Origin of the sequence: Leucobacter sp. Ag1, from assembly GCF_000980875.1 — a bacterium.
Taxonomy (GTDB): Bacteria; Actinomycetota; Actinomycetes; order Actinomycetales; family Microbacteriaceae; genus Leucobacter; species Leucobacter iarius.
Window position 1 is genome coordinate 26,745 of sequence record NZ_LAYO01000104.1, and the last position, 25,058, is coordinate 51,802.

The 25,058-nt window shown below is 71.1% G+C and carries 26 protein-coding genes; 13 read left to right on the plus strand and 13 right to left on the minus strand.

What is annotated here, in order from left to right; translation table 11 throughout:
- The first annotated feature begins 90 nt into the window (after positions 1-90).
- Entirely contained in the window at positions 91-798 is a 708-nt protein-coding gene (locus tag XM48_RS11935; RefSeq protein ID WP_046456054.1) for a YceI family protein, read from the plus strand.
- On the opposite strand, the gene XM48_RS11940 is transcribed toward XM48_RS11935, so the two are convergent.
- The gene (locus tag XM48_RS11940; protein ID WP_046456055.1) at positions 795-1,748 is read right to left on the minus strand and encodes an Ig-like domain-containing protein; all 954 of its coding nucleotides are present in this window, start codon (positions 1,746-1,748) and stop codon (positions 795-797) included. The two genes, XM48_RS11935 and XM48_RS11940, sit on opposite strands and share 4 nt — an antisense overlap.
- A 171-nt stretch (positions 1,749-1,919) precedes the next feature.
- A complete protein-coding gene (locus XM48_RS11945) occupies positions 1,920-3,119 on the minus strand; it encodes a RimK family alpha-L-glutamate ligase (RefSeq protein WP_046456056.1) in 1,200 nt (399 codons plus the stop codon).
- A gap of 24 nt (positions 3,120-3,143) precedes the next feature.
- Between XM48_RS11945 and XM48_RS11950 the strand changes: the two genes are divergently transcribed.
- From XM48_RS11950 to XM48_RS11965, 4 genes are all read left to right on the plus strand, one after another.
- A complete protein-coding gene (locus tag XM48_RS11950; RefSeq protein WP_046456057.1) occupies positions 3,144-3,623 on the plus strand; it encodes a RimK/LysX family protein in 480 nt (159 codons plus the stop codon).
- Between the two features lie 23 nt (positions 3,624-3,646).
- Positions 3,647-4,759, plus strand: a complete 1,113-nt coding sequence (locus XM48_RS11955; protein ID WP_046456058.1) for an N-formylglutamate amidohydrolase — start codon at positions 3,647-3,649, stop codon at positions 4,757-4,759.
- A gap of 72 nt (positions 4,760-4,831) precedes the next feature.
- Positions 4,832-5,224 carry a metalloregulator ArsR/SmtB family transcription factor gene (locus XM48_RS11960; protein ID WP_046456059.1) on the plus strand — a complete coding sequence of 131 codons (393 nt, stop codon included), beginning with the start codon at positions 4,832-4,834 and terminating at the stop codon, positions 5,222-5,224.
- Positions 5,221-6,465 (plus strand): MFS transporter, encoded by a 1,245-nt coding sequence (locus XM48_RS11965; RefSeq protein ID WP_046456060.1) that lies wholly within the window; start codon positions 5,221-5,223, stop codon positions 6,463-6,465. Before XM48_RS11960 ends, XM48_RS11965 begins: the two co-directional genes overlap by 4 nt.
- On the opposite strand, the gene XM48_RS11970 is transcribed toward XM48_RS11965, so the two are convergent.
- A complete protein-coding gene (locus tag XM48_RS11970) occupies positions 6,416-7,759 on the minus strand; it encodes an anaerobic C4-dicarboxylate transporter (protein ID WP_046456061.1) in 1,344 nt (447 codons plus the stop codon). The genes XM48_RS11965 and XM48_RS11970 overlap by 50 nt on opposite strands.
- Positions 7,760-7,912: 153 nt before the next feature.
- On the opposite strand from XM48_RS11970, the gene XM48_RS11975 reads away from it, so the two are divergent.
- Positions 7,913-9,241, plus strand: coding sequence for a heparan-alpha-glucosaminide N-acetyltransferase domain-containing protein (locus XM48_RS11975; protein ID WP_046456062.1), 1,329 nt, complete (start codon positions 7,913-7,915; stop codon positions 9,239-9,241).
- A gap of 6 nt (positions 9,242-9,247) precedes the next feature.
- Here the strand turns inward: XM48_RS11975 and XM48_RS11980 are convergent, their stop codons facing one another.
- Positions 9,248-10,174 carry an aldo/keto reductase family oxidoreductase gene (locus tag XM48_RS11980; RefSeq protein ID WP_046456063.1) on the minus strand — a complete coding sequence of 309 codons (927 nt, stop codon included), beginning with the start codon at positions 10,172-10,174 and terminating at the stop codon, positions 9,248-9,250.
- 103 nt (positions 10,175-10,277) lie between these two features.
- Here XM48_RS11980 and XM48_RS11985 point away from each other — a divergent pair, with 103 nt between their 5' ends.
- Positions 10,278-11,558: a MalY/PatB family protein gene (locus XM48_RS11985; RefSeq protein WP_084821154.1), complete on the plus strand. Its 1,281-nt coding sequence runs from the start codon at positions 10,278-10,280 to the stop codon at positions 11,556-11,558.
- Positions 11,555-12,964 carry an O-acetylhomoserine aminocarboxypropyltransferase/cysteine synthase family protein gene (locus XM48_RS11990; RefSeq protein WP_046456064.1) on the plus strand — a complete coding sequence of 470 codons (1,410 nt, stop codon included), beginning with the start codon at positions 11,555-11,557 and terminating at the stop codon, positions 12,962-12,964. The genes XM48_RS11985 and XM48_RS11990 overlap by 4 nt, the downstream gene beginning before the upstream one ends.
- A 13-nt stretch (positions 12,965-12,977) precedes the next feature.
- On the opposite strand, the gene panB is transcribed toward XM48_RS11990, so the two are convergent.
- The 7 genes from panB to XM48_RS12025 form a co-directional block, all read right to left on the minus strand.
- Positions 12,978-13,832: a 3-methyl-2-oxobutanoate hydroxymethyltransferase gene (panB, locus tag XM48_RS11995; RefSeq protein ID WP_046456065.1), complete on the minus strand. Its 855-nt coding sequence runs from the start codon at positions 13,830-13,832 to the stop codon at positions 12,978-12,980.
- Positions 13,829-14,707 (minus strand): pantoate--beta-alanine ligase, encoded by an 879-nt coding sequence (gene panC / locus XM48_RS12000; RefSeq protein ID WP_046456066.1) that lies wholly within the window; start codon positions 14,705-14,707, stop codon positions 13,829-13,831. The genes panB and panC overlap by 4 nt, the downstream gene beginning before the upstream one ends.
- Complete coding sequence (locus tag XM48_RS12005; protein ID WP_046456067.1) at positions 14,704-15,477, minus strand: DUF2520 domain-containing protein; 774 nt, start codon at positions 15,475-15,477, stop codon at positions 14,704-14,706. Before XM48_RS12005 ends, panC begins: the two co-directional genes overlap by 4 nt.
- Before the next feature lie 10 nt (positions 15,478-15,487).
- The gene (locus XM48_RS12010; protein ID WP_046456117.1) at positions 15,488-16,582 is read right to left on the minus strand and encodes a UDP-N-acetylmuramate dehydrogenase; all 1,095 of its coding nucleotides are present in this window, start codon (positions 16,580-16,582) and stop codon (positions 15,488-15,490) included.
- Between the two features lie 71 nt (positions 16,583-16,653).
- A complete protein-coding gene (locus XM48_RS12015) occupies positions 16,654-17,085 on the minus strand; it encodes a MaoC/PaaZ C-terminal domain-containing protein (RefSeq protein WP_046456068.1) in 432 nt (143 codons plus the stop codon).
- Positions 17,082-17,528, minus strand: a complete 447-nt coding sequence (locus XM48_RS12020) for a MaoC family dehydratase N-terminal domain-containing protein (protein WP_046456069.1) — start codon at positions 17,526-17,528, stop codon at positions 17,082-17,084. The genes XM48_RS12015 and XM48_RS12020 overlap by 4 nt, the downstream gene beginning before the upstream one ends.
- 107 nt (positions 17,529-17,635) lie before the next feature.
- Complete coding sequence (locus XM48_RS12025) at positions 17,636-18,259, minus strand: DUF937 domain-containing protein (protein ID WP_046456070.1); 624 nt, start codon at positions 18,257-18,259, stop codon at positions 17,636-17,638.
- A 223-nt stretch (positions 18,260-18,482) separates the two neighbouring features.
- On the opposite strand from XM48_RS12025, the gene XM48_RS12030 reads away from it, so the two are divergent.
- The 3 genes from XM48_RS12030 (at position 18,483) to XM48_RS17980 (ending at position 21,572) form a co-directional block, all read left to right on the plus strand.
- Positions 18,483-20,249, plus strand: coding sequence for a biotin carboxylase N-terminal domain-containing protein (locus tag XM48_RS12030; protein WP_046456071.1), 1,767 nt, complete (start codon positions 18,483-18,485; stop codon positions 20,247-20,249).
- 307 nt (positions 20,250-20,556) lie between these two features.
- Positions 20,557-21,021: a hypothetical protein gene (locus tag XM48_RS12035; protein WP_156175053.1), complete on the plus strand. Its 465-nt coding sequence runs from the start codon at positions 20,557-20,559 to the stop codon at positions 21,019-21,021.
- Entirely contained in the window at positions 21,018-21,572 is a 555-nt protein-coding gene (locus XM48_RS17980; RefSeq protein WP_046456073.1) for a hypothetical protein, read from the plus strand. The genes XM48_RS12035 and XM48_RS17980 overlap by 4 nt, the downstream gene beginning before the upstream one ends.
- Before the next feature lie 243 nt (positions 21,573-21,815).
- Here XM48_RS17980 and eis read toward each other — a convergent pair whose 3' ends face one another.
- Complete coding sequence (eis, locus tag XM48_RS12045) at positions 21,816-23,150, minus strand: enhanced intracellular survival protein Eis (RefSeq protein WP_046456074.1); 1,335 nt, start codon at positions 23,148-23,150, stop codon at positions 21,816-21,818.
- Between the two features lie 23 nt (positions 23,151-23,173).
- Positions 23,174-23,455 carry a hypothetical protein gene (locus XM48_RS12050; protein ID WP_046456075.1) on the minus strand — a complete coding sequence of 94 codons (282 nt, stop codon included), beginning with the start codon at positions 23,453-23,455 and terminating at the stop codon, positions 23,174-23,176.
- A gap of 81 nt (positions 23,456-23,536) precedes the next feature.
- Between XM48_RS12050 and XM48_RS12055 the strand changes: the two genes are divergently transcribed.
- Positions 23,537-24,010, plus strand: a complete 474-nt coding sequence (locus XM48_RS12055) for a MarR family winged helix-turn-helix transcriptional regulator (protein WP_046456076.1) — start codon at positions 23,537-23,539, stop codon at positions 24,008-24,010.
- Positions 24,011-24,038: 28 nt separating this feature from the next.
- Positions 24,039-25,046 carry an LLM class flavin-dependent oxidoreductase gene (locus tag XM48_RS12060; RefSeq protein ID WP_046456077.1) on the plus strand — a complete coding sequence of 336 codons (1,008 nt, stop codon included), beginning with the start codon at positions 24,039-24,041 and terminating at the stop codon, positions 25,044-25,046.
- Positions 25,047-25,058 lie beyond the last annotated feature (12 nt).

Here is a 25,058-nt window from a genome sequence, read left to right on the forward strand (position 1 = left end):
AGTTGCTACGGGGTCGTATTCACCGCAGGTGCGGTGGAGGCGTCGCCGTCGACTTTTTGTTTCTCGAAGGATTCTGCGGAGGGCTGGCGCATGAGACGACGGACCAAGGTGCTGATCGGCTCCGCCGTCGCGTTGGTACTGATCGGTGGTGCTGTGGCGATCGGAGGGCCGATCGTGTACCGCGACGTGATCGCGAAGCCGGCGGACGCCGTGCCGACCATCTCGGCGGGCCCCGGCACGCTCAGCAGCACCCCGACCGGCCGTCTCTCGGCGGCGGATGTCGATGGAGTCTGGTCCGTGGGCTCCGGTTCGGAGGCGGGGTACCGGGTGAACGAGGTGCTGAACGGCACCGACGTGACCGTGACCGGCAGAACCTCCGAGGTGACGGGGTCGTTGACGGTACAGGATCTGACGCTCACGAAGGCGGATCTCTCGGTCGATGTGGCGTCGATCGCGACCGACAGCCAGAATCGCGACGATTACTTCCGCTCGACGGCGCTGCGCACCGATCGGTTCCCGAAGGCCACCCTCGTGCTGACGAAAGCGGCGAAGCCGGCAGCCGCCCCGAAGGCCGGCGAAACCGTGAAGCAGTCGGTGACGGGCGACCTGACGCTCGCGGGCAAGACGCGGTCGGTCACGTTCGAGGTCGAGGTTCGCTCGGACAGTTCGCAGACCCAGATCGCCGGGCAGATCCCGATCACGTTCGCCGACTACGGCGTCGAAGCGCCCAGCCTCGGATTCGTGAAGGTGGAGCCCAAGGGGTTCGTCGAGTTCCAGCTGCTGGCGCACAAGGGCTAACCGGCCGCACGAGCGAGACCGCGCACCCGCCGCAGCCGCCGCACGCCCTGTAGCCCTGCAGCGGTGAGCGCCAGCAGGACCCCCGCGAAGGCTCCCGCCTGCGCCGGTGTCTCGGCCGATTCCGTCGCGACGAAGAACGACACCGATTCGCCGGTGCCGCCCTCGGCCCGGGCGGTCACGGTGTGCGCGCCGTCGGGAAGTTCTGGGAGTTCCACCGCCCAGGCACCGTCCGCCCCGGCGACGGCCCGACCGAGTTCCGTTCCGTCGGAGCCGGTCAGGATGACCGTGGCGCCCGGCTCGGCGGCCCCGAACACGACGGGAGTCGCGGTGTCGACGGTCTCGCCCGAGACTGGCCCCTCGATACGCAGCGACGCCTCGCCGCTCGCCTCGGCCAGCAGCCGAGTGTCGAGCAGTTCGACGGCTTCGGAGGACGTGCCGCCCGTCGACCACGCGTCGGATTCCATCTTCCAGACGCCGTAGAGCTGCAGCGAGTCGCCCGGTCGGAGCGCCGACACGATGCGCGCACCCGCGTGCGAGTCGAACTGCTGCGGCACGAGCGCGAAGACCTGATCGGCTGCACCGCTGCACTCGGTGAACCCGACGTGGTTCGTCGGCAGGAGCGTGAGGCATTCCGACCCGGAGGTGATCGGCCCGTGCCTGCCGACCCCGGGGAACTCCGCGGTGATCGCCTGCTCGGGCCTGCCACCGTTGACGAAGGCGATGCGCTGGGCACCGTGCTGGATCGGGTAGTCGCTCGTCGCGTGCCGCATCACCCAGGGGCCGGTGAGGCGGACCTGCTGATCGGCGGCGGCCGTGACGGCGGGGGCAGGCGCCGCACCCGCGGCTGCGGCCCGGGCGGCCGGCCCGAAGGCGAGCAGTGCGGCCACAAGTGCGATCGCGGCGGTCAGGGCGCACGAGGCGCTGCCGATGGTGGGACGAATGGACTGCACTGGGCCTCCTGCGGCTCGGATCCGGAACAGCGGCGATCGCCGCTGCGGTGAATCCAAGCTATGAACGCTCCCCCGGCTCAGGCCAGGCGCGTCTGCGCCCTGTGTATAACTCGAGCGGCCAAAGCAGCCCAAGCCGCCGAAGCCACCAGGACCGCCGAGCCGCCGAGGCCCCTACTGCCCCTCGGCGAGCTCCTGCGCCTCCTTCGACAGCTTGCGCACGCGCGCACGCCGCCGCCGGCGCTCGGGGATCATGCTGCGCATCTCCTCCAGCTTGCCGAAGCACAGCAGGCGATCCTCCGCCTCGAGCACCTGGTGCTTGCGAGGGTTCGGGATCACCTGCACGCCGCGGTGGAGCGTGAGCGCCGTGATGTCGCGATCCCACAGGCCCAGATCGCCGAGGGTCTTGCCGACCTGCTCCGCCCCCGAGTGGATGAGGAGTTCGGCGACGCCGTAGCCGGTCGACACCGAGAGCCGCTGACGCACGTCGATCTCGGGGAAGTTCACCTGCCCGGCGATGTAGTCGATGATCGCGCCCGCGACGTCGAGCCCGGTGGCGGCCTCGATGCCCTGGAGGCCCGGCGAGGAGTTGACCTCCATGACGAGCGGCCCCTCGTCGCCCTCGAGCATGTCGACGCCGGCGACGCGCAGCCCCATGATCTGCGCCGCGCGCACCGCGGTCTGCTCGTAGGCCGCGTCGAGCTGCACGGCCTCGACCGTGCCGCCGCGGTGCACGTTCGAGCGGAACTCGTCGCCCGCGGCGCTGCGCCGCATCGCGGCGACCACCCGGTCGCCGACCACGAGCGCGCGGATGTCGCGCCCGCGGCTCTCCGAGACGAAGCGCTGGATCAGCACGTTCTGGCGCGTCGAGTGCAGGGTCTCGATGATGGCCTCCGCCACCTTCACCTGCGGCGCGAGGATCACGCCGATGCCCTGGGTGCCCTCGAGCAGCTTGATGACGACGGGCGCGCCGCCGACACTCTCGATCGCGGGACGCACGTCGGCGCGGTTGCGCACGAACGCGGTCGCGGGCATGTCGATGTTGTGCCGCGACAGGATCTGGATCGCGCGCAGCTTGTCGCGCGCGTTCGCGATCCCGTTCGAGGTGTTGGGCGTGTACACGTCCATCTGCTCGAACTGCCGCACCACGGCGGTGCCGAAGTAGGTGATCGAGTTGCCGATGCGCGGCAGGATCGCGTCGTAGTCGCTCAGCTGCTTGCCCCGGTACTGCAGGTCGGGCTCGTCGCTCGTGAGGTCGATCGCGAAGCGCAGCGTATTGAGCACCTTGGGGGTGTGACCGCGCTGCTCGGCGGCCGCGCGGAGTCGTTGCGTGGAATACGCCTGAGGGGCGCGCGAGAGAATCGCGAGTTTCACGTGGTTTCCTGCCAAGATAGGTGCGTGATCGAACCCCACCATTCAAGCACCCTGACGGGCTGGCGTGAATGGGTTCGCCTGCCCGCGGCGGGAGTTCCCTGGATCAAGGCGAAGGTCGACTCGGGCGCGCAGACCTCCGCGCTGCACGCGGCCGAGCTCGAGGAGTTCGAGCGCGACGGCGTGGCGTGGGTCCGCTTCGAGGTGCATCCCTGGCAGAACTCGGAGGAGGACGCCGTCCGGGTGGAGCTCCCGGTGCACGATCGCCGCACCGTGCGGAGCTCGTCGGGCCACTCCCAGGATCGCATCGTCGTGCTCATGGACATCGAGCTGGTGGGCCGGCGCGTCCCCGCCGAGGTGACGCTGACGAGCCGGGACGAGATGGTGTTCCGCATGCTCATCGGCCGGGAGGCGCTGCGCCAGGGGTTCCTGGTCGACTCGGCGGCCTCGTACGTCGGCGAGAAGCCGGAGCGCAAGATCCGCCGGAAGAATCGCGGGCGTTCCTAGACGAGCCGGGCTACGCTGAGGCCATGAGCGACGCCGATCTCGACCTCATCCCGTCCGGCACGGTCTTCACGCCCGAACAGATCACCCACTTCGTCGGCGGCGCCGACGGTTCACGCAGCCTCGAGGACGCGATCCGGCAGGCCGATCTGCTGGTCAGCACACCCCACTCGGGCGCCGCGATCCCCGAGGAGATCGCGGAGTTCCTCTCCCCCGCGCTCACGAAGCGCCTGCAGTACGACTTCAGCGACGTCGCGACCGCCGCGGTGGTGCGCCGCTGGGCCGAGATCGATCCGCGGATCGTCGCGGTCATCAACCCGCACCCGCGGTTGATCCGCGATCCCAACCGCCCGAAGCCCGACGATGTGCGGGGCACCCTCGCGCAGGCCGTCGAGCGGATGCGCGCGGCCGGGCCCTGGCAACGCGTCGATCTCACCGGCGTCGACGCGATCCGCCCGGTCACGTTCTCGTTCTTCCCGATCCTCGAGATCCCCGATACCGAGGCCGGGATCGCCCGCCTCGTCGATGCCTTCGCGCGCACCGCCGAGCAGGGGCTCGGGGTCTACGAGGCGACGCGGGACCGTCTCACCGAGCAGTTCCTCACGATGAAGCTCGCGCGCGGCGGTACGTTCACGCGGCTCTCGTTCCACGACACCATGAACACCACGACCACCCGCGACGGCGCGGTGAACGTGCCGCGCGCCGAGCGGGATCGCCTGCCCGACGTCGTGGCGCTGTCGAACCGCGGCGATGCGCTCGGCGAGCCGCGCGAGGCGGCCGGGCCCGCGGATCCGCCCACCATGCCGGGCGACGCGCTGCGCGCGCTCGCCGACGCCCATCGCGCGGGCTTCGCGGTCGAACGGTCCGACGCCGTCGCGCTCAACCAGCCGTACCTCGGCAGCCAGGAGATCCTGGCCGCGGGAGCGCAGTTCCGCGAAGTGGCGGCGGTCGCCGAGGCGGCCGAGCTGCGGCTCGGAGCGGTGCAGGCCGAGTTCCTGCGCGAGTACCTGCTCGGCCCGGCGGCGACGGCCGAACTGCACGAGCCCGGCACCGGCTGGATCGACGAGGATCCGGCCCGGGTCGATGCGCTGGCGCGCGCTTGCAAGCGCGCCTGGGACGCGTTCCGCGCCCGCGATTAGGCGCCCCGCGGCGTTCCGGGACCGCGACCATCCGCTTGCGCTGCCGAAGGCAGTCGGTGTTATTATCTGCGCATGAACGCGGATAAGAAGATATGCGGCCTGGACCCCTCATCCGACTACGTCGACCTCGCCGCCGAGGTCCTGGGGATCCTCTCCGACCCGACCCGCATTCGGATCGTGCTCGCGCTGCGTCGCGCCGAGGAGCTCCCCGTCAACGCCCTGGCCGAGATCGTCGGGAAGAAGCCGTCGGGCGTGTCCCAGCACCTGGCCCGCATGCGCATGGCGCGCATGGTGACCACCCGGCACGAGGGCACGAGCGTGCTCTACCGGCTCACGGACGAGCACGCGTCGGCCCTGGTGATCGAAGCGATCAAGCAGGCCGAGCACGCCATCGCCAACGGGCAGCTGCCCCCGCACCACAGCTCACCGCCCGAGTTCCGGCCGCGCGAATCCCCCGACGCATGATCGAGGTCCTGCGGAACCCGAGCTATGCCCGGCTCTTCGGGGCGCAGGTGATCGCGCTCCTCGGCACCGGGCTGCTCACGGTGGCGCTCGGCCTCCTCGCCTTCGACATCGCCGGGGGCGACGCCGGAGCCGTGCTCGGCATCGCCATGACCATCAAGATGGTCGCGTACGTCGCCGTCTCGCCGATCACCGCGGCGCTGACCGCCCGCCTCCCGCGGAAGACGGTGCTCGTCGCCGCGGACCTCGTTCGCGCCGGCATCGCGGTCTCGCTCCCGTTCGTGAGCGAGACCTGGCAGATCTACGTCCTGATCTTCGTGCTGCAATCGGCGTCCGCGACGTTCACCCCGGCGTTCCAAGCGGTGATCCCCTCGGTGCTCCCCGACGAGCGCGAATACACCCGAGCGCTCTCGCTCTCCCGTCTGGCGTACGACCTCGAATCGCTCGTCAGCCCGTTGCTCGCTGCGGCGCTCCTCACCGTGGTGAGCTTCCACGCCCTGTTCGCGGGAACCGTGGTCGGCTTCCTCGCCTCCGCTGCACTGGTGATCGGTACGCGATTCCCCCGCGTCGAGACACCCCCTGCCGCGCCGTTCCTCGACCGCCTCACCCGCGGGATCCGGGTGTTCTGGGGGAACCGCGAGCTGCGCGGGCTCCTCGCCCTCAATCTGGTGGTCGCCACGACCACGGCGATGGTGATCGTCAACACGGTCGTGCTCGTCCAGGGCCGCCTCGAACGGCCGCAGGCCGACACCGCCCTGCTGCTCGGCGCGTACGGCGGAGGGTCGATGCTCGTCGCGCTCGGCATGCCCGCACTGCTCGAACGGCTTCCCGACCGTCGGGTGATGCTCGTCGGAGGCGCGGCCCTTCCGGTGCTCCTACTCTCCGCAGCAGTCGCGATCGAGACGCTGAGCGGCGCTGCGCAGTGGATCGCGCTCCTGCTGCTCTGGGCCGCGATCGGCGCAGCGACTTCGACGGTTCTCACGCCGTCCTCGAGACTCCTCCGCCGCAACAGCACCGGCGGGAATCGGCCGGCGGTCTTCGCCGCACAGTTCTCCCTCTCCCACGCCTGCTTCTTGGCCACTTACCCGCTGGCCGGGATCCTCGGCACCGCGATCGGGCTGCCCGGGGTGGCGCTGCTGCTCGTCGCCATCGGCTCGATCGGCGCGGGCCTCGCCGCGATCGCCTGGCTCGGCTCTACCCGCCCCAGAGTGCCCCGAACAGCGCGCCCGCGGCGATCGTCGTGACCGCGAGGATCAGCGTCGGCAGGAAGAACGCGTGGTCGACGAGCTTCGTGCCGAGCTTGGTGCTGCCCGAGACGTCGAAGTTCGCGGCCGCGATCTGCGATCCGTTGGTGGGCAGCAGGTAGATCCCGGCGAACGCACCGGCCCACATGCCCGAGAGCAGCCCGAGCGGGATCCCGGCGGCGAGGCCGATCGGCACGATCGTGCGCGTCGCCGTCGACTGGCTCGTGGTGAGCACGCAGACGAGGAACACGCCGAGCGCGAAGACCCACGGCGCCGCGGTGACGAGTCCGCCGACGCCCTCGGCGATGAGCTTCGTGTGCGCGCCGAGGAAGGTGTCGGTGAGCCAGGCCAGGCCGAACAGCGCGATCGCCGACACCATTCCGGCTTTGAACACCGTCATGGTGGGGATCTCGGCGACCTTCGGGCGCGACACGAGCAGGATCAGGGTGCCGACCACGAACATGACGATCTCGATGACCGGGGTCATGGAGATCGCCGCGCCCTCGGCATCGAGCGGACGCAGCCCCTTGAAGAGACCGAAGATCACGATCGCTGCGACGCCGAGGAGGAAGATGAGCGCCGCGTTGCGCCCTGCCGCGGTGACGGTCACCGCCGCCTTGACCTCCTGCGCGTCGGCGTGCGGCGCCTCGAGCTCGCCCTTCGCGATCTTCGCCTGGATCTCGGGGTCGTCGGCGATGTCCTTGCCGAGTCGGTTCACCGCGATGCTGGAGAGCACGATGCCCACGATCGCGGCGGGGATCGTGACCTTCAGGATGTCGATGAGCTCGAAGTTCCAGGGTGCAGTGTCCGTGAGCGTGACCATGGCGGCCATCGCCGCCGAGACCGGGCTGCAGGCGAGCGCGACGCCCGTGGCGACGACCGAGAGCGACAGCGGGCGCGAGGGGCGGATTCCGTTGCGGTAGGAGAGGTCCTGGATCACGGGCAGGAGCGGGTAGAGGATGTTGGAGGTGCCCGCGCCGACCGAGAACAGGAACGAGACGAGCGGCGCGACGAGCGTGATCTGCTTGGGACTGCGCGAGATGAGCTTCGCCGCGATCGACACCATCCAGTCGATGCCGCCCGCCGCCTGCATCATCGAGGAGGCGAGCACGACCGACAGCACGATGAGCAGCGCGTCCACGGGCGGCGAGCCCGGCGCGAGGCGGAACCCGAACACCAGGATCGCCACGCCCGTACCGCCCCAGAGCCCGAGGCCGACGCCGCTCGACCGGGTGCCCATGACGATGCAGCCGAGCACGACGACGAGCTGCGCGATGAAGAGCGCGATGTCCATCGGGATCCCCCATCCCGGGCCGCTCCGGCGACCCGCCTGCCCCGAGCGTACTGGCGCGGCCGCTCCGGGACCAGAGCCGTCCGGTACTTCAGTACCGGATGATGGCCCCCTCGTCCGATGCGCGCACCCAGCCGTTCAGGAGAGGGTGGAAGCATGTCCACGAGCACGCCGACCGGCCCGGCCCGGATCCACGTCCCCGTTCCCGCTTCGACCTCCGCCCGCGCGACGGCCGGAGCACCCCGTGTCCGCTACTTCGGCGTCGACCTCGCCCGGTTCCTCGCGATCGCCGGAATGATGGCCACGCACCTCGTCGCGATCTCCGCCATGCTGCCCGGGCTGAGCCCGTTCGAGCAGACCGCGGGATCGGTCGCGCAGACGCTCACCTCGGGCATCGCGGCGCCCCTGTTCGCCGTGCTGGGCGGCCTCAGCCTCGTCTTCGCGTCGCGCGCCCCGCTGCGCGACGGCCGCCGCGGCGCGGCGATCTCCGGGATCCTGATCCGCGGCGCGATCCTCGTGCTCATCGGCATGCTCCTCGGCATGATGCAGGTGCCCATCGTCGTCGTCCTCGCCTACTACGGCCTCGCGATGATCATCGCGGCGCCCGCGATCCTGCTCCCGTCCTGGGCGATCGCGGGGATCGCCGCGGTGCTCGCCGTCGCGGTGCCGCCGCTCAACGCGATGGCGCGATCCGCGCTCGGCGTCGTAAACGAGGGCGGCTCCGTCACCTTCGAGTCGTTCTCGGGTGACCCCGCCGGCGCGATCCGCGGCCTGTTCCTCACCGGCGAGTACCCGGCCGTCACGTGGGTCGTGTACCTCCTGGTCGGAATCCTCATCGCCCGTGTCTTCGTCGCCGCCACCGAGCGCGGTTCGCTGCGCCGCACCGCGCTCGTCGCGGCCGCCACCGGTGCGGCCGTCGCCGCAGCCGCGCAGGGCGTTTCGATGTGGGTCGTCGCCCACCTCGACCGCTTCGGCTTCGTGCTGCCCGAGGGCGTGGATCCCGAGATGTTCCGCACCATGCTCGTCTCGCCGACCTTCGGCGCCCCGTTCTCGGCCGATCCGTGGGCGATGCTCGTCGCGACCCCGCACTCCGGATCGCCGCTCGACCTCCTGCGCACCGTCGGCATCTCACTGCTGGTGATCGGACTGCTCGTCGCGATCTTCGACGGCGGGCGTTCGCGCCGCGAGCCCGGTTTCGCACTGAACGTGTTCCGTTCGGCGGGCGCCGCCCCGCTCACCATCTACTCGCTGCACGTGGTCGCGACCGCGCTGCTCGTGCAGCCGGCGATGGAAGCGCTCATGCTGCAGGACGTTCCCGACCCGGGCACGCTGCCCTGGTACTCGATCGGTATGCCGGCCTTCGGCCTGCAGCTCGCGGGCGCGATCCTCATCGGCGCGATCCTCGCCGCCCTGCACCGCCGCGGCCCGCTCGAGGCCCTCGTCTCGGGCGCGGTGCGCCTGCTCACGGGGCAGCGCAAGCGCTAGGCGCGCCTAAGGGATCGTGTACCCCGCCGCGGCGAGCAGTTCATACCACTCGGCCCGGGAGAGCCGGACGTCGATGCCCGCCGCGGCCTCGCGCAGCCGCTCGGGCCGGGTGGTGCCGACGATCGTCTGGATCTCGGCCGGGTGCCGCGCGATCCAGGCCGCAGCGACGCTGGACGGCGTGAGCCCGTGCACATCTGCGACCCGCTGGAGCGCCTGGCGCAGGGCCTTCGGCGCGTCGCGGTCGAACAGCGACCCGGCGAAGAAACCGCGGCGGAACGGCGACCAGGCCTGCAGCCGCACCCCGTTCAGCCGGGACCAGTCGACGAGCCCGCCGTCGCGCATCTCCGACTGCGGGAGGCCCTCCATGTTCGCGGCGACGCCCTGCGCCACGAGCCCCGCGTGCCCCAGCCCGAACTGCACCTGATCGGCGATGAGGGGCTGACGCACCGCGGACCGAAGCAGCTCGATCTGCGCGGGCGTATGGTTCGAGACGCCGAACGCGCGCACCTTTCCCGAGCGCTCGAGCTCCGCGAAGGCGCGCGCCACCTCCTCCGGCTCGACCAGAGCGTCGGGCCGGTGCAGCAGGAGCACGTCGAGCCGGTCGGTGCGCAACGCTTCCAGGGATCCCTCGACCTGCCGCACGATGTGCTCGGCCGAGAAGTCGAAGCCGCCGACGTCGCGCTGGATCCCGCACTTCGACTGGATCACGATCGCGTCGCGCTCGGACGGTGCGAGCCGGAGCGCCTCGCCGAATCGGCGCTCGCACGCATGCCACTCGGAGCCGTAGATGTCGGCATGGTCGAACACATCGACCCCGAGTTCACGGGCCGTGCCGAACAGTTCTCTGACCTGCGCGTCATCGAGCGGCTCCAGTCCCATCATGCCGAGGCCCAGCATCGACGCGTCCCGCGCTCCCAATCGTGTCCGTCGCATGTGTCCGCCCTTCCGCGCGGACTCCGCCGCGTCGCATTCCCAGTATGACGCCGCCTTACCCGTCGCCTTGGGAGCCCCGGGCTACGTGCGCGAGCATGAGGGCATGTCATCCGACGGCGACCCCGACTGCCCCGGCCCGCGCGGCTCCGACCCCAGCGGCACCCCCTTCGCGCAGCTCGATCCCGCGTCGTTGCGCGCGCAGCGCAGCAGCCAGAAGTGGAGCCGCTACCCGGCGGATGTGCTGCCGCTCTTCGTCGCGGAGATGGACTACACCGTCGCCCCCGAGATCCGCTCGGCGCTCGCCGAACGGGTTGCAGCCTCGGACTTCGGGTACCTCGACGGACAGGCGCAGAGCCCGCTCGCCCCGGTGTTCGCCGACTTCGCGCGCGACCGCTGGGGCTGGGACGTCGACCCCGGACGCGTGCACCTCGCCACCGACGTGAGCGCCGGCGTCGTGGAGGTGCTCCGGCTCGTCCTCGCGGATCGCGCGGGCGGCGGTACCGCGACGGGCACGCGCGGCCGGGTCGCCCTCGCGACCCCCGCCTACCCCTCCTTCTTCGAGATGCTCGAGGAGCTCGGGGTCGAGATCGTCGAGGTGCCTCTGGCGGTCTCCGACTCCGCCGACGGACCGACCGCGACGCTCGATCTCGCGGCCGTCGAAGCGTCGTTCGCCGGGGAAACCGGCGTCGACGCGTTCCTGCTCTGCAACCCGCACAACCCCCACGGCCTCGCGCACGCGGCCGAAACCCTGGCCGCGCTCGCCGCGCTCGCGGCGCGCCACGACGTGTTCGTGCTCTCCGACGAGATCCACGCCCCGCTCGTGCACCGCGGCGTCGCGTTCACCCCGTTCGCCCCCGTCGCGGAGGCCGCCGGTGCCCGCTCGGTCACGGCGACCTCGGCGAGCAAGGGCTGGAACCTCGCGGGGACCAAGTGCTCGCTCGTGATCGCCGCGACCGCTGCCGATGCCGCACTCCTGGATGAGCTGCCGCCGGAGGTCGGATCCCGCGCGAGCATCCTCGGCGTGCACGCCAGCATCGCCGCGTTCCGCGACGCCCGAGCCTGGCTCGATCGCGCCGTCGAGACCGTCGAGGCGAACGTCGCGCTGCTACGCGAGCTCGTCACCGACCGCCTACCCGGCGTGCGCGTCACGGTGCCCCGCGCGGGCTATCTCGCCTGGCTCGACCTCCGCGACGCCGGCCTCGGCGAGGATCCCCACGCGCGGATCCTCGCGGAGGCCCGGGTCGCGCTGAGCAACGGCCACGCATTCGGCGCGGGCGGCGCCGGCCACGTGCGCATCAATCTCGCCTGCGCGCCGGACACCCTGCGCACGGCCATCGACCGCATCGCCGCACTGCCGCCCGTTCGCGAAGGAGCCACGGAATGACCGCCACCGCACAGCCGATCTACGACTGGGACGGCTTCGACTTCGATACGCGCCAGGTGCACGCCGGCGAGTACCCCGACAAGAACCACGGCCTCCGGGTCCCGCCGATCGCGCTCTCCGCCGGATACCTCTTCGAGGACTTCGACGACCAGGTGAGCCGCTTCGACGGCAGCATCCACTGGCGCGCCGAGGACGACGGACCCCGCGGCGAGGGCGAGGCCTTCTCGCCCAGCGAGCACGCACCCATCTACTCCCGCCAGGGCAATCCCTCGAACTGGGTCGCCGAGGAGCGCCTCGCCTCGCTCGAGGGCGGCACCGTCTCGGTCGCTGTGTCGAGCGGGCAGGCCGCGATCTCCTCCGCGCTGTTCGCGCTCGCCCAGCAGGGCGATCACATCGTCTCGACGGCGTCCGTCTACGGCGGCACCCGGATCCTGTTCGGCCGCAGCTTCAAGCGCTTCGGCATCGAGTTCGACTACGTCTGGGACGCCGAGGACGACGCCGAGTGGGAGCGGGCGATCCGCCCGAACACCAAGGCGATCTACACCGAGACCGTGCCGAACCCCTGCAACGACATCACCGACCTGCGCCGTATCGCCGCGGTCGCGGCGCGCTACAACCTGCCGCTCGTGGTCGACAACACGGTCGGCACCCCGGCGCTCATCCGCCCGTTCGAGCACGGCGCCAACATCGTCGTGCACTCGGCGACGAAGTTCCTCACCGGGCACGGAGCGGCGGTCGGCGGCGCGATCGTCGACGGCGGCAACTTCGACTGGGAGGCCGCCGAGCGGGCCGGACGATCCTTCCCGCTCATCACGCGGTCGTCGCGCCCGGGGGTCGCCTCGATGCTCGACCGTTTCGGCGCCGGCGCCTACGCCCGCGCCGCGCGCGAGTCCGTCGTCAACGACATCGGCCCGACCCTGTCGCCGCTGCACGGCTTCCTCATGCACCAGGGCATGGAGACGCTCTCGCTGCGCATGGAGCGCCACGTCGCCTCGTCGATCCGGATCGCAGCCTGGCTCGAGCGGCAGCCCGAGGTGCTCTCGGTCGACTACGCCGGCCTGCCGTCGTCGGGCTTCCACGCGCTCGCGGCGCGCGACTACGGGCTCGACGCCAACGGCTACGGTCGCACGGGATCGGTGTTCGGCGTCACGGTGCGCGGCGGGATCGACGGCGCGCGGGCGTTCGTGAACGGGCTGCGCCTGTTCTCGCGCATGACCGGGATCGGCGACACCCGCTCGATGGTGCTACACCCGCACACCTCCACGCACTCGACCTTCGCGCCCGAGATCAACGAGCGCCTCGGCATCACGCCGGGCCTGCTGCGCCTCTCGGTCGGGATCGAGTCGGCGGACGACCTGATCCGGGACCTGCGCGGTGCGCTCGATCGGGTGGCGGCCGCCGTCTGAGCGGACGACACCGCTAGTCCGTGAGCGCCGCCAGCGTTGCGCGGGCGGCCTCGACGGCCTCGTCGCTCGCGGCGTACTGGTGCTCGGTCCCGGGGAACTCCCCCGCGCGCACCTCCGCGGCGTAGGCGGAGAGCGCGGCGGTCATGTCGTCGCCGACGGTGCCGAAGCGCTTCACGAACTTGGCCGTGCGCCCCTCGGTGATGCCGAGCAGGTCGTGCAGCACGAGCACCTGACCGTCGACGCGACCCGCGCCGATCCCGATGATCGGGATCCGCAGCGCGGAACGCAGCAGCTCGGTGATCTCGGCCGGAACCGCCTCGATCACCAGGCAGAACGCGCCCGCGGCCTGCACGCCGAGCGCCTCCGCGACGAGCCGCTCGGCGCTCGCGGTGGTGCGCCCCTGCGCACGGAGCCCGCCGAGCGCGACCGCGGTCTGCGGAGTGAGGCCGATGTGCCCCACGACGGGGATCCCCGCCGCGACGATCGCGCGGATCCGACTGAGCCTCGCCTCGGATCCGCCCTCGAGCTTGACCGAGTCGGCGCCCGCCTCCTTCGCGAAGCGGATCGCGGTCTCGACGGCCTGCGCGTCCGACACCTCGGTCGATCCGAACGGGACGTCGCACACGATGAAGGCGCGCTCGGTGCCGCGGCGCACGGCCTTCGCGAGCACGAGCATCTCGTCGGTGGTGACCGAGACGGTGGAGTCGTGTCCGAGCACGACCTGCGCGCCCGAGTCGCCCACCAGCACCATGTCGACGCCGGCGCGCTCGGCGGCACGGGCGCCCGGGAAGTCGTAGGCCGTGACCATGACGATGGGCTCGCCCGCAGCCTTCTTGGCCTCGAGCTCGGGAATGGTGATGCGGGTCATACCGCCCCTCCTTCGGTTCCGGCGACCGGCTCGATCACGGCGTTGTCGATGAGGCGCACCTCTCCGACACGGGCCGCGATCGCGCACAGCACGGGTGCGTCCATCGTACGTACGGGCTCGAGCGATGCGGGATCCACGAACGCGAGGTACTCGGGTTCGATCCCGGCGTCGGCGAGGACCGCGGCCGCGACCCCGTGCACCGCCTCCGCGGAGGCCTCGCCGCCGCTCACCGCCGCGGCCGCAGCCGCGAGCGCGCGCGGGATCGCGAGCGCGCGCGTCCGGTCCTCGGCGCTCAGGCGGACGTTGCGGCTCGACCGGGCGAGTCCGTCGTCGTCTCGCGAGGTCGGGCAGGCGACGATCCGGGTCGGGATCCCGAGGTCGGCGACCATGCGCGTGACGACGAGCACCTGCTGGGCGTCCTTCTGCCCGAAGTAGGCCGCGTCGGCCCCGACCGCGAGCAGCAGCTTCGCGACGACGGTGGCAACGCCGTCGAAGTGCGCGCCGCCGCGGGCCGCGCCCTCGAGCGTCTCGGTGAGAGCGCCCGAGAGGTGCACGGTCGTGGCGAAGCCGCTCGGGTACACCTCGGAGGCTTCGGGGGCGAAGATCAGGTCGACGCCGGCGCCCGCGGCGAGCGCGGCGTCGGCGGCCTCCTGGCGCGGGTAGCCGGAGAGGTCGGCGGCCTCGGTGAACTGGGTCGGGTTCACGAAGATCGACAGCACCACGACGTCGTTCTCGGCGCGCGCCGCGCGCACGAGCGACAGGTGTCCCTCGTGGAGCGCGCCCATGGTCGGCACGAAGCCGACCCGGCCGCGCCCGTCGGCCCGGGCCTCGTCCAGTTCGCGGCGCAGGTCCTGCACGGTGCGGACGATCTTCATCGGGAGCCTTTCTGCTGGGCGGCGAGCGCGCGCGTCGCCGTGACGAGCGCGTCGAAGAGGTCGAGGTCGGACGGTGCGCGCTCCGCGACTGCGGCGCGCTGCCGCGCGACCGTCTCGTCGTCTCCGCGCGCGACGGGACCGGTGAGCGCCGCTGCGGCGCCCTCGCGGGCCCAGTTCGCGAGTGCGGCCTCGGCGAGCGGTGCGAGCGCCTCGCGGGGCACGCCAGCGGTGGCGGCCAGCCGTTCGGCGAGGCCCTCGACCACGACGAGGAAGTTGGCGGCCACCGAGGCCGCCGCGTGATACGCCGGGCGATCCCGCTCGGCGATCCGGAAGACGCGCAGGCCGAGACGCTCGGCGAGCGACTCCGCGGCGGCGCGGGCGTGCTCGTTCGTGCCGTCGATCGCCGCGAAGGCGCCGGCGAAGGCGGTGTCTTCGTCGCTCGTGTCTTCGCCGTTCGTGCCGGTGTCGCCCGCGGTCGGGCTTCCCGTGACCGTGAGCAGCGGGTGCAGGCTGAAGCCGTCCCGGGCTCCGAGCGCTCCGAGGCCGGTCGCGCCCGAGAGGTGCCCGAGCAGCGGTCCGGGCCGGATGGCCGCCGCCGCGTCGGCGATGGCGGCGTCGGGCACGGCGAGCAGCACGAGGTCGACGGGCGAGCCGTCGGGCCCGGTGCCGTCGGCGCCGCGACTCCCGATGGTGACGTCGAGGTCGTCGGCCGCGAGCGCGGCGGCCAGGGCCGCGCTCATGCGGCCCCGGCCCACGATCTGGATCCGCACGGCGCCCGGGTTACAGCTCGATGCCGATGAGGTTCGGCTCGGGCACCAGGATCACGCCGAACTCCGACTGCACGAGCTGGATCACGAAGCGCGCGAGCTGTGCGACGTCCTCGGCCGTGGCCGCTCCGCGGTTGGTGATCGCGAGGGTGTGCTTCTCGGAGATGGACGCGCCGGAGCCCGGGATCCGGAAGCCCTTGGGGATCCCGGCGTTCTCGATGAGCCAGGCCGCCGAGAGCTTGACCTGCGGGGGCTGCGGGGTCGGCGGCACGCGCAGCGGCACGCCGGCCTCGAGCTCCTCGAAAGTGGTCACGGCGGGCGCCGGTTCGAGGCCCTTGACCGGGAACCGGGGCGCGTTCGTCGGCAGGCCGCGGGCGGACCGCTCGGTGATGATCGGGTTGGTGAAGAACGAGCCTGCGCTCCACGTGTCGTGGTCGGCAGCGTCGAGCACCATGCCCTTGGAGGCGCGGAGCCGCAGCACCGAACGGCGCAGTTCGCGGATCGACACCCGGTCGCCGACCGTGACGCCGAGCGCGTCGGCGAGCTGCCCGTAGGCGATGGGGGCGCTCAGCGGGTTGGCGGTGTCTTCGCTCTCGGTGAGCAGCAGGTCGATGGAGAGCACTACGCCCTCGCGGCCGGACTTGATCGAGGAGCTGCGGTAGTCGAGCTCGAGCTCCGCGGCGGGGATGCGCAGCACCTCACCGATCTCGCGATCGAGGAAGGTGATCGAGTGGAGCACGTCGGAGAGCTCCTGGCCGTAGGCGCCGATGTTCTGCACCGGGGCCGCACCGGCGAGCCCGGGGATCCCCGAGAGCGCTTCGATTCCGGCCCAGCCGTGCTCGACGCAGGTCTCGACGAGCTCGTCCCAGTTGTGTCCGGCCTGCACGCGCAGGCGCACCGTTCCGGGTTCGGCGTCGATGCGTTCGATCCCCGTGTTGCGCACGAGCACCGCCGTGCCCTCGAACCCTTCGTCGGCCATGACCGTGTTCGAGCCGCCGCCGAGCAGCAGCCACGGGTCGTCGTACTCCCACAGCTGCAGCGCGGCACGCACCAGCTCGTCGGAGCTGCGCGCCTCGATGAGGTGTTCCGCCGGTCCCCCGACCCGCATGGTGGTCAGCTCGGAGAAGGGCGTGTCGGCCGCGAGGTCGGCGCCCGCGTGCCCGCCCGAGGAGGTCTCGGTCACGCGAAGGCCACCAGCAGCTGCGCCTTGCCGAGCACCGTCTGCCCGTCGAAGACCACCTTGAGGTCGAAGCGCGCGGTGCGGGCTTCGGCGTCGAGGGGGCCGACGGTCGCGGTGACCGTGACCTCGGCGCCGGCTTCGGCATCCACCGGGATGGGGCGGGTGAAGCGCGACTGGTAGTCGACCACGCTGGCCGCGGCGCCGAGGAGCTCGATCGTGGGCGAAGCGGCCGCGCCCATGGTCAGCATGCCGTGCGCGAGCACGCCGGGCAGACCGACCGACTGCGCGACGTCGTCGCGGTAGTGGATCGGGTTGAAGTCGCCCGATGCGCCCGCGTAGCGGACGAGGCGGTCGCGGGTGAGCTCGAGCGTCGCCTCGCTGAACACGTCGCCGGTCGCGAGCGACTCGAAGGTCGGGGTCTGAGCGGTCATTCGTCTCCTCCTCGCACCACGAGCGTCGAGAGCGCGGTCACGACGTGCGCGCCGTCCGCATCGACGATCTCGCTCGACGCGGTGACCATCGAGTGGCCACCGAGCTGCTTGACCGATGCGACGGTGAGCGTCGCGGTGAGCTCGTCGCCCGCGACGATGGGCCGGGTGTAGCTGAAGCGCTGGTCGCCGTGCACGACGCGCGAGAAGTCGATCCCCGCCTCGGGGTCGGCGAGCAGCTGCTGCAGCGTGCTCTCCTGCACCACCACCGCGAAGGTCGGCGGAGCGACCACGTCGGCATAGCCCGCGGCGCGCGCGGCCTCGGGATCGTGATGGATCGAGGCCGAGCTGAGGATGGCACGAGCGAACTCGCGCACCTTCTCGCGTCCGACCTGGTAGGACTCGGTGGGCGGATACGTGCGCCCCTGAATGTCTGGGTTGACCACGACGCCAGTCTAGAAGATGCCGCTGCGCGAGCCCGGAACATGACGCCCGGGCCCGGCAACTGCGGCTGCGATCGCGTCTGCGACTGCGGCCGCAGCCACGGCAGCGACTACTTCTTGCCGCCGAAGAGCCCGCCGAGCAGGTCGCCCAGGCCACCGCCGGCCGACTGCCCGCCACCTGATCCACCACCGAGCAGCCCGCCCAGCAGATCGCCCAGGCCACCGCCGGCCGACTGCCCGCCACCTGATCCACCACCGAGCAGCCCGCCCAGCAGATCGCCGATGCCACCGCCCGAGGTCGGAGCCGATTCCGAGCCCGACTGCTGCTTCGAGAACGCGCCCGAGAGGAACTGCATGACGATGGGGGCGAGCAGCGGGAGCAGCACGGGAATGAGCTTCGCGATGGTCGAATCGCCGCTGTTCGCGCCGAGCGCCTGGGCGACCTCGCCCTGCTTGTCGCCGAGGACGTGGTTGACGATCTTGCCGCCGTCCTCCTCGTCGATCGCGTTGAGGTCGATGGTGCCGGACGCGGGAGCGTGCTTGCCGAGCGCGGCTTCGAGCTTGCCCGCACCCTCAGCGTCCTGCGCGTTGACGGCCATGCCGCCGAGCAGGCCGGGCAGCGCCTGCTGTACCGCCGCGCCCATGGTGCTCTCGTCGACGCCGAAACGCTGGGCGAGATCGCCCAGGGGAATCTGCTGCATGAGGTCGTCGAGGTTCACGGAGTTCTGTGCCATTCGGGTTGCTCCTTCGCGCGGTTCGGTGCCGAGTTCTGGAGCCGCTTCTGCAGCGGATCCGCTCGTCTGGAGGCCAGCGTAGCGGCAGGTCACCGCCACCGCGACGGATCCCGCGCAGATGCGCTGGGGAGGGCGAAGCACTGTAGCCATCGGCAACGATTCTCCGAGAGGTTTGTCGTGCATATCCAAGGATCGGGGCCACCCCTCCAATAGGCTGTTGAGCATGTCGCGCATTCGTAAAGTGCTCATCGCCAACCGCGGCGAGATCGCCGTCCGCATCATCCGCGCCGCGAAAGACAGCGGGATCGCCTCGGTCGCGATCTACGCCGATCAGGATCGCGACGCGATGCACGCCCAGCTCGCCGACGAGGCCTACGCGCTGAACGGAACCACCAGCGCCGAGACCTACCTCGTCATCGACAAGATCCTCGCCGTCGCCCGCCGCTCGGGCGCCGACGCCGTGCACCCCGGCTACGGCTTCCTCGCCGAGAACGCCGAGTTCGCCCGCTCCGTCATCGACGCAGGGCTGACCTGGATCGGCCCGAGCCCCGACGCCATCGAGCGCCTCGGCGACAAGGTCTCGGCGCGCCACGTGGCCGAGAAGGTCGGCGCGCCCCTCGCGGCCGGCACCAGCGACCCGGTCGAGAACGCGGACGAGGTGCTCGCCTTCGCCGACGAGGTCGGTCTCCCCATCGCCATCAAGGCCGCCTTCGGCGGCGGTGGCCGCGGTCTCAAGGTCGCCTACGAGCGCGACGAGGTCGCCGAGCTGTTCGAGTCGGCCACCCGCGAGGCCGTCGCCGCGTTCGGCCGCGGCGAGTGCTTCGTCGAGAAGTACCTCGAGAAGCCCCGCCACGTCGAGACCCAGTGCCTCGCCGACGCCCACGGCAACGTGGTGGTCGTCTCCACCCGCGACTGCTCGCTGCAGCGCCGCCACCAGAAGCTCGTCGAGGAGGCGCCCGCGCCGTTCCTCACCGACGAGCAGATCGAGCAGCTCTACTCCTCGTCGAAGGCGATCCTCAAGGAGGTCGGCTACGTGGGCGCCGGCACCTGCGAGTTCCTCGTGGCGAAGGACGGCACGGTCTCGTTCCTCGAGGTCAACACCCGCCTCCAGGTCGAGCACTGCGTCTCCGAGGAGGTCACCGGCATCGACCTCGTGCGCGAGCAGTTCCGCATTGCCGAGGGCGGCGTCATCGACTACGCCGATCCGATCGCGCACGGCCACTCCTTCGAGTTCCGCCTGAACGGCGAGGATCCGGGCAACGGCTTCCTCCCCGCGCCGGGCCCCGTCGCGCTCTTCCGTCCGCCGCTCGGCCCGGGCGTCCGCGTCGACACCGGCGTGCAGTCGGGCGACGTCATCTCGGGCTCATTCGACTCGATGCTCGGCAAGCTCATCGTCACGGGGTCGACCCGCGAGGAGGCGCTCGAGCGCTCCCGCCGCGCCCTCGACGAGTTCGAGATCCAGGGCCTGCCCACCGTGCTCCCGTTCCACCGCAAGATCGTCCGCGACCCGGCGTTCACCGCGCCCGACAGTCGATTCGGTGTCTACACCCTGTGGATCGAGAACGAGTTCCACAACGACATCGAGCCGTGGGAGGGTGAGGTCGCCCCCGTCGTGCAGGATCCGAAGCGCCAGACCGTGGTGGTCGAGGTCGACGGACGCCGCGTCGAGGTCGTCATGCCCGCCACCCTGATCCCGCTCGCCGACCAGCAGATCACTCGCGGTCCCGCGCCCAAGCGCGCGAAGGGCGCCGGTGTCTCCGCCGCGACGGGCGACTCGGTCGCGGCCCCCATGCAGGCAACCGTCGTGAAGCTCGCCGTCGAAGAGGGCCAGCAGGTCGAGGCCGGCGAACTCGTCGTCGTGCTCGAGGCCATGAAGATGGAGCAGGCGATCTACGCGCACCGCGACGGCGTCGTGCGCGGCATCGACGCACCCCTCGGCCAGACTGTGTCGAACGGCCACGTGCTGCTCAGCATCGTCGACGCCGAGTAACCCAGACGCACAGCGCAAGGCGCCCGGGCTCCGAGGGAGTCCGGGCGCCTTGTGCTGTTCACGCACGGATGCGCCGGGCCTCCCCCAGGAGATCCGCGTTCCTAAGGAGAGATCCGGCGGAATCGTCCTTCTCACGCCGGATCACCTTCGGAAGCGGACCGAGCGACACGAACGCGGTATCAGGATCAGGTACCACACACGCTCACGGCCTCAGCCCACCGCATGCCCCACCACATCCACACATGAAGCAAACAGAACACTCACGCTCAACTTGTAACCGCCCACATGTTAGCGATAGCCTCTCCACATGTCCGATGTGTCACTGCCCGCAGTCCTGCGAACCTTCGAATCCCAGCGAATCGCGTCAAGCCGCAAACTCGCCTCTCTCGAAGCGGACCTCGCAGCAGAGCAGGCTCTCCAGGAACATCTGGCCCAGGCTATCCAGGCAATTCAGGCGATGACCCGCAATGACGAATCCAACGCGACCCAGGACGCGTCGGCGGCTCCCCTTCTCCCGCCTGCGCCCGCAGGAGAGGACTTCGATTTCCGCCTCGAAGGCGGCCGGGTGAGATCGGTCGAGATGGTTCGATTCGTCGTGGAGGAATCCCGCTCCGGTCTGACACGGGAAGAACTCCACCAGGCGTTCTTCGCACGCTGGGGCGAGCAGACCTGGATCAACCCGAGGAACGCGTTGAGCACGGCGATCGCACGCGCTGTCGAACGCGGCATCGTCCGCGAAGGCAAAGACGGCAAGCTCCGGCGTGCGAAGTGACCGACCTCGCGGCTTTTCCAGCCCGAAGCTCGGTGTTCGTCGATGAGTCAAAAGCCAGGGAGTTCATCCTGGCCGCGAGCTTCACCTCGAGTTCCTCGCACGCGGAGACGAACCAAAAACTGCGCGGACTCGTCCGCAGAGGTCAACGTCGCATTCATTTCAAGAGCGAATCCGATTCTTCTCGGAAACGCCTACTGTCCGAGATGGCAGCCCTCGACGTCACGGCTCAGGTGTACATCGCACCGCATCAGGTTCCAGCCGCGGCACGGACCCAATGCCTCGAACACCTCATCGATGATCTCGTCGATTCGTCGGCATCGCGTCTGATCCTCGAACGCGATGAATCCGTCCAGGTTTCCGACCGACGCGTCATACGAGCACGCTTGGATCAGAGGAACTACCGCCGCAGCCTCTCCTACGATCACGCCTCACCGCACGAATATCCGCTGCTCTGGGTCAGCGACGCGGTTGCGTGGTGCTGCCAGGCCGGCGGGGATTGGCGCCGCCGCTCCGAACCTCTGATCGGCGGCGTCGTACGCCTTGCCGAATAGGCCGGGAAAGAGCGCGAGCCCGGCTCGTCGTACCGTCCGGAAGACTGCCAGGCTCACTTCTTGGGGCTACTGCCCCGCGCTCCTCCAGAATAGCATCGAACGTTCGTGGGTGCTCGATGCCCCGGCGTCCGAAGGAGATCCGCGTTCCGAAGGAGCAATCCGGCGGAATGGTCCTTCTCACGCCGGATCTCCTTCGGCGGGCCAGGCAGGCCGGGCCTGCCAGGCAGCAGCCGCAGCAGCCGCCTAGAACTCCCAGTCGGCACCGGCCGCGATGGGCCACGACCACGCGACGGCGGCCGCCGCCAGCATGCGCGGATCCCGCGCCTCGACGCGTCCCGCGAGCGCGAGCGCCGCGAGCGACGTCGAGCCGAGGTGCGCCGCGCCGAGCGCGTCGATGTCGAGCACGAGGTCAGCAGCGCCACCAGCGCCACCAGCACCAAGAACACCACCAGCACCGACCCGCTCCACGGACGCGGGCCCGAACGCCTCCGCCACGGTGACGCGCCAGCGCCCCGCGTTCTCGGGGATCAGCGCGTCGTGCACGTCGAGCACCAGGTCGATGGGTGCCGCGTAGCGGCGGGCGGCGAGGGCGGCGGGCAGGTCGAGGATCCGCACCCAGACGAGGTCGCGCAGGCGCGGTTCGGCGGCCCGCACGTCGATGAGCAGGTGCATGATCGGGTCGTCGACGGGCAGCATGTCGACGGCCGCGCGGTTCGTGAGGTCGAGGTCGAGCAGCAGACTCCAGAGCCGGTGCGCCGCAGCGGGGGTCAGGGCGACGATGTCTCGCACCTCCACCGTGCCGTCGGGTACCGCGCCGTCCCAGTTGACGGATCGCCGGAACCGCGCGTACCCCTGCGCCTGCCCTGACGCGTCGCTCACGACGAGGAGCCGCAGCGCCTCCTTGCCGCGGTGCAGGATCGCCGGGTCGGCGTCCTGCGCGCGGCGCAGCTCCGGGGTCTCCCAGGTGGCCCATCCCGGGCGACCGATCCCGGCGGGCACCTGCGCGACCGAGCGGTGCAGCGCGTCGACGAGGTCGCCGTGCGCCTCGGGGTCCCAGGTGAGGAATTCGCCGCGGAGGGCGTCGGATCCTTCCACCGGGCGCAGCTCGGCGCCCCGCGGCACCGTGAGCGACAGGGTGGGCGCCGCGTGACCGTACCCGAAGCGGCCGTAGATCCCCGCCTCGGCGGCGTTGAGCACCGACAGCGATTCCCCGCGTCCGCGCGCCTCGGCGAAGTGGTGGGCGATCATCGATCGGAGCAGGCCGCGCCTGCGGTGGCTCGGGTGCACTCCGACCCAGGTCACCCAACTGCACGCGGTCTCGTCGCCGGGCACCGGGAAGGCGCGCAGGTCGTAGGCGCCGTACATCCCGGCGAGGGCGTTCGCGGGCGCCAGGGATCCTGCGGGCGGCTCGACGGCTTCGATGCCCCACATCCGTCCCCAGGGCAGCGGGCTGGGCAGCGGCCGCAGCTCGTCGAGGCCGTGCTCGATGGGGAACGCCCACGTGTCGACCTCGAGCACGTCGTCGAGACGGGCGCGGTCGTCGAGCGGGATGATGCGGTAGCCGTCGGGAAGGGTCATGCCTCCAGTATCGCGAGGAAGGCTCAGAGGTCGCGAGCCTGCCACCAGCCGAAGGCGATCCAGAACCCGATCGTGTCGACGAGGATCCCGGCGAGGAACAGCCACAGCTCGGCTCCCGCGATGCTCGGCGCGAGGCCCATCAGGTAGAAGCCGCCGAAGACGAGGATCGCCGATACGACGAACACGGGGATCGTCAGCGGGTGCGCGCGATCGCTGCGCGGGGCGAAGAGCCCCTCCCCCTCACGGGCGGGCCGGTGGGCCGCGACGGTCTCGGCGGTCTCGGTCGTGGTGCGCTCGTCGGACACGGATCCTCCATTCGTTCATGCACGAATACTTGGTGCATGAAATAACCATACGCCCAGGAACCGATCCGCGATAATCGAGGGATGACCGCAGCGGACCCGCTCTCCCTCGACCACCAGGTGTGCTTCGCCCTGACCGTCGCCTCGCGCAGCATCGTCTCGGCGTACAAGCCGGTGCTCGACCCCCTGGGGATCACGCACCCGCAGTACCTGGTGCTGCTCGCCCTCTGGGAGCACGAACGGCTCAGCCTCGGCAGTCTCGCGACGCTCCTGCATCAGGACGCGTCGACGCTGTCCCCGCTCATCAAGCGACTGGAGCAGCAGGGGCTGCTCGCGCGGCAGCGATCCGCCGCGGACGAGCGCCGTCTCGACATCACGCTCACCGACGCCGGGCGTGCGCTGCGCACCCGCGCGCTCGAGGTCCCGCCGCAGATGGCGCAGCGGCTCGACATGACCGAGGACGAGCTGCGCGAGCTCCACGGGTCGATGATCCGCCTCATCGACGCGAGCCGCAGCTCGGTCGGCGAGCCGCCGATCGCGGCGAGTCGCGGGGAATAGGCGCCCGAGCGCCCCGGTTGCACTCCGCATGACTGCCGTTCCGCTCTCCGTGCTCGATCTCGCCGCAATCGAAGAGGACGGAGACATCCGGTCGGCGCTGTCCCACTCGGTCGATCTGGCCTGCGCGGCCGAGGCCGGCGGCTACCGCCGGGTCTGGTACGCCGAGCACCACAACATGCCCTCGATCGCATCGAGCGCGACCTCGGTGCTCATCGCGCACATCGCGGCGCACACGAGCACGATCCGCCTGGGTGCCGGCGGGATCATGCTCCCGAACCACTCGCCGCTCGTGATCGCCGAGCAGTTCGGCACCCTCGCCGAACTGCACCCCGGCCGCATCGACCTCGGCCTCGGGCGCGCGCCGGGCAGCGACGGCGCCACCTTCCGCGCGCTGCGCCGCACGCACTCCGCGTCCGAGAGCTTCCCGAGCGACGTGCTCGAGCTGCAGGCCTACCTGTCCGACGAGCTGCCGCGCGCGGCCGTCAACGCCTACCCCGGCCGCGGCACGAAGGTGCCGCTCACGGTCCTCGGGTCGAGCATGTTCGGCGCGAGCCTCGCCGCGCAGCTCGGCCTCCCCTACGCCTTCGCCTCGCACTTCGCACCGCAGGCGCTGACGGGCGCCGTCGCGCACTACCGCGCCACCTACCAGCCGAGCGAGGGGCACCCCGAGCCGCACGTGATCGCGGGCGTCAACGTGGTCGCGGCCGAGACCGATGAGGCGGCCGAGGCGCTCTTCGCCCGCGCCGAGCTCGACCGGGTCCGCCGATTCCTGTCGCGCGGGCGCGAGCGCGAGCTCACGGCCGACGAGGCGGCGCCGCTCCTGGACACTCCCGCCGGGCAGGAGATCCGCGGGATGCTGCGCTACACCGCGATCGGCGGACCGAAGCGCGTGCGCGAGGAGCTGGAGGCGTTCGCGAAGCACGCGGACGCCGACGAACTGATCACCGTGCACGTCGCGCCGACGCGGGCCGAGCAGCTCGTCTCACTGCGGATCGCGGCTCCTGAGGCCACGATCGACGAGGCGTCCGCGGCCTGACCCGGGCGCCCG